We start from the raw sequence: 3,293 nt of genomic DNA on the forward strand, positions 1-3,293 counted from the left end.
CCGCCGCGCCCGCGCCATCCGCCGCCACCGCCGCGTCCGTAATAATAGACGGGCGCGCCGCCATAATAATCGCCATATCCGCCGTAATAACCGCCGTCATAGCCATAACCGTAACCGCCATAGCCTCCATACCCGTCGTAATAGCCGCCGGGTGGGCCATCCGCGCAGGCGGCAAGGCTACCGGCCAGGGTCAGTGCCAGCAGTGATCGGGTCAGTCGTTTCATGGGGGCGGCATTCCTTTTTTCCATTATGGTTATCGTTCCTGAAGCGGTCAGGTTCATAACCGTATAAGAAGCTGTCTGAAAATAAATCGTTGATAAAAAACAATAAAACTTTTCCGGTGCCGCTTTTTTTCAAAAAGGCGGCGTTTTCCGAAGCTTTTGGGAACTGGCTTCACCAGGAACTTCCCCATGATCTGCGGAATGTTCCCCGTGCAGGCTTTTCAAACGGCATCTGGAGAAAAAAGGCACGAATGGGGGAATGTTTCAATGGATCCCCGCAGCGGCGGCGGATCATTGAGGGCTCGCGGCCATCGGCACACCCGCCCCGGAACGGGTAGCGGGCCTGTAAGGATCATGGCATCCGTGGACATGACGCGACCGGACAGCCCGCGATCCGCGCACTGTCCGGCCGCGTTGCGTGCCGGGTTATTTCAGGCCATCGGCCTTGGCCAGTTCCTTGACCCGGCGCAGCAGGGAAACGGCATAATCCTCGGCTTCCATCTTGGAGCTGAAGCCGGAAAGTGCGGCGGTCAGCCCGCCAATATTGACCTCAAGGCTGTACTTGCCCTGTGCGTCGGGACCACTGGTCGCTGCTTTGCTCATGATCGCGTCCTGTCATTATGATAAGCGGGTCACATTCCGTGGCCCGGTTCATTACAGATAAGATGGTTGCAATCCGATCCAAGGGACAGGACCGCATGCCTGCATACCGGCCGCCCGCCTTGACAGGCGGCGGGAAAATACAGGAGGCAGGAAAACCGTCGCCACCCGCTTCTGGTGGCCCGCCGGGGCTGTAACGCCTGTAGGCAGGGTGTGGCGTTCCGCCTGCTTTCTTCACAACAGGGAGATCATGTCATGGATTTCAAAATGGGTGATATTGTCGTGGTCAGGATGATGCGCCGGTCGCCCCCGAACAGCGCGGCGAGAAGGGGACTGTTGTTGAAATTATTGAAAACGGCCAGATCCGGGTGCGTAATGACAGCACGGGCAATGATGAATGGTTCCCTGCATCCGATCTGCGGCAGGAATGAACGCTGATCGAGGAAGGAGAAGTCTCTCCCTTCTTCCCGGCAATATTCAGGAAACGCCGCTTTCTGAAAAAGGCGGCGCCCGGAAAGGTTTATTTTTATCGGTCAATTATCGTCAGGCCATGGTCAGTCTCCATCCCACATGTACATGAAGACATAAGGGTAGGCGCGCCATACCCGCACGATATGCCGCACATACGCAGTCCATTCCCGCTGGCCGGGCAGCGACACCACCGGCTGGTTCCTTTTTTCCATGGGGACAGGTCCGGCTACAGGGGTAAGTACTGTCCAACGTGCCTGCCCGCCGGGAAATGGCCGGGTTGCGGATCACATCTGCATGATCGGTGGGCCTGTTGCGCGGCAGGCGCATTGCGGCTGCGCATGCTGTGTTTGGACGACCGGACCCGCAAGGTGGTAGAAAGCAGGCAACCGGTCCATAACGGTAGGTGGACCGACAGATGGCGAAGAGATCAATGAACCGCGGCAAGATTCTGAAATGGGCGACGATCATGTCTCTGCTGCTGATGATTGGCAGCGTTGGCGTTCTGGTGCGCGGTATGACGGCGGATGGAATCGGGCCGGTTTCATGGATGGTGGCCGAAGGGCTGGCCGGTCTGGGCCTGCTGGGTATCGGGCTGGTCAACATAAGTGGCGGTCGGGACTGACCGCCTAGCTGCCCATTCCCGGCCCACCGGAACCGCCCGGCCCGCTATCGGGCGCGTCCTGACCCGGTGATCCGGTCACGCCGCCAATGCCCCCGCTCTGGGCAGGATCGGACGGGGGGCGGTTCGCCTGGCACGCGCCAAGCCCCGCCAGGCACAATAGTACGACAATCTTTTTCATGGCTGTGCTCCTGTCCCATGCGGGTGGGGGAAGTGGTGGCTTTGCCGCAATGCGGGGGGCAGGCTGGCAGGCCCTGAAGGCGCTTCCCGCCCCTTAACCACGGGGGCGTGGGGTGGGTTCCACGCCAAGACGGTAGATGGTCGTTTCATCATATGTCTGGCCCGGTCGCAACTCCGTGACTGGAAAATTCGGGTGGTTCGGGCTGTCGGGGTAATGTTCGGCCTCGAACGCCACGGCGTCGGTCTGGCGGTAGGCATGGCCGGATGGCCCGGCGTAACGTCCGTCGAGTGAATTGGCGGTATAGACCTGCAATCCGGGCTGGGTTGTCAGAATATCCAGCGTCCGGCCCGATGCCGGATCCACCAGATGCGCGGCCAGCACCGGAACAGGGGAAAGCCGGCTGTTGACGATCCAGTTGTGGTCATAGCCACGGGGGAACATCATCTGTGGCGTCGCCTCGCGCAGCCGCTCGCCAATGCGGTGCGGCGTGCGGAAATCGAACGGGGTGCCCGCCACCGGCGCGATGGTGCCCAGCGGGATCGAAGCGCCGTCCAGCGGGGTGTAGCTTTCCGCATTGATCCGCAGGACATGGTTCTCGATCGGGCCGCTGCCTCCCCGCCCAGATTGAAATAGCTGTGGTTCGTCAGGTTCACCACGGTCGGGCGGTCCGTCGTCGCGCGGTAATGCAGCGACAGTTCATTGCGGTCATTCAGCGCAAAGGTCACATGCGTGGTCAGCGTGCCGGGAAAGCCCTGGTCCCCGTCCGGGCTGACAAGGCCCAGCGTCACGCTGGCCCCGTGCGCGGTGGTCGTCGTGCCCTCGACGGTCCATACATGCTTGTCGAACCCCCTGAGCCCGCCATGCAGGGCGTTGGCCCCGTCGGTGCGGGGAATATGGTAGGTGTGGCCATCGAGCGTGAAGGTGCCGTTCGCGATCCGGTTGGCCACCCGCCCGATCGTGGCCCCGAAAAACAGCCCGCCCCGCGCGCTGTCCACGGTGTAGCCTTCCAGCGTGGGAAAACCCAGCACCACGTCCGCGACATGACCCGTGCGGTCTGGCGCCTCGATGGCGGAAATGATGCCGCCATAGGTCAGCACCTTCACGCGCATGCCCTGCTGGCTGGTCAGGGTGAACTGTTCGACCTGCCGTCCGTCCGGCGTGGCGCCAAATGGCGCGCGGTCCAGCGTGACGGGTGGCGTGG

Annotated in this window: 5 protein-coding genes and 1 pseudogene; 1 reads left to right on the plus strand and 5 read right to left on the minus strand. The window is 61.6% G+C overall.

Going from position 1 to position 3,293, the window contains the following annotated elements; genetic code table 11:
• The 3 genes from JCM25156_RS27135 to JCM25156_RS32145 form a co-directional block, all read right to left on the minus strand.
• The coding region (locus JCM25156_RS27135; RefSeq protein ID WP_199898859.1) for a hypothetical protein at nt 1-224 on the minus strand (224 nt) is incomplete at its 3' end.
• A gap of 423 nt (nt 225-647) precedes the next feature.
• Complete coding sequence (locus tag JCM25156_RS29950) at nt 648-824, minus strand: hypothetical protein (RefSeq protein ID WP_183481645.1); 177 nt, start codon at nt 822-824, stop codon at nt 648-650.
• 551 nt (nt 825-1,375) lie between these two features.
• Nucleotides 1,376-1,504, minus strand: a complete 129-nt coding sequence (locus tag JCM25156_RS32145; RefSeq protein WP_277909449.1) for a hypothetical protein — start codon at nt 1,502-1,504, stop codon at nt 1,376-1,378.
• Nucleotides 1,505-1,758: 254 nt separating this feature from the next.
• On the opposite strand from JCM25156_RS32145, the gene JCM25156_RS11800 reads away from it, so the two are divergent.
• Entirely contained in the window at nt 1,759-1,914 is a 156-nt protein-coding gene (locus tag JCM25156_RS11800; protein WP_233058152.1) for a hypothetical protein, read from the plus strand.
• Between the two features lie 4 nt (nt 1,915-1,918).
• Here the strand turns inward: JCM25156_RS11800 and JCM25156_RS29955 are convergent, their stop codons facing one another.
• Together JCM25156_RS29955 and JCM25156_RS23895 are read right to left on the minus strand one after the other, a co-directional pair.
• Nucleotides 1,919-2,092, minus strand: coding sequence for a hypothetical protein (locus JCM25156_RS29955; RefSeq protein ID WP_183481642.1), 174 nt, complete (start codon nt 2,090-2,092; stop codon nt 1,919-1,921).
• 93 nt (nt 2,093-2,185) lie between these two features.
• Nucleotides 2,186-3,293 (minus strand): annotated as a pseudogene (locus JCM25156_RS23895) (aldose epimerase family protein); the annotation flags it as partial.

This window comes from Komagataeibacter kakiaceti JCM 25156 (assembly GCF_000613305.1).

Coding starts and splice junctions, on each gene's coding strand:
- JCM25156_RS29955 (WP_183481642.1), bottom strand. CDS start 2,092: ATGAAAAAGATTGTCGTACTATTGTGCCTGGCGGGGCTTGGCGCGTGC.
- JCM25156_RS11800 (WP_233058152.1), top strand. CDS start 1,759: ATGTCTCTGCTGCTGATGATTGGCAGCGTTGGCGTTCTGGTGCGCGGT.
- JCM25156_RS29950 (WP_183481645.1), bottom strand. CDS start 824: ATGAGCAAAGCAGCGACCAGTGGTCCCGACGCACAGGGCAAGTACAGC.
- JCM25156_RS32145 (WP_277909449.1), bottom strand. CDS start 1,504: ATGGAAAAAAGGAACCAGCCGGTGGTGTCGCTGCCCGGCCAGCGGGAA.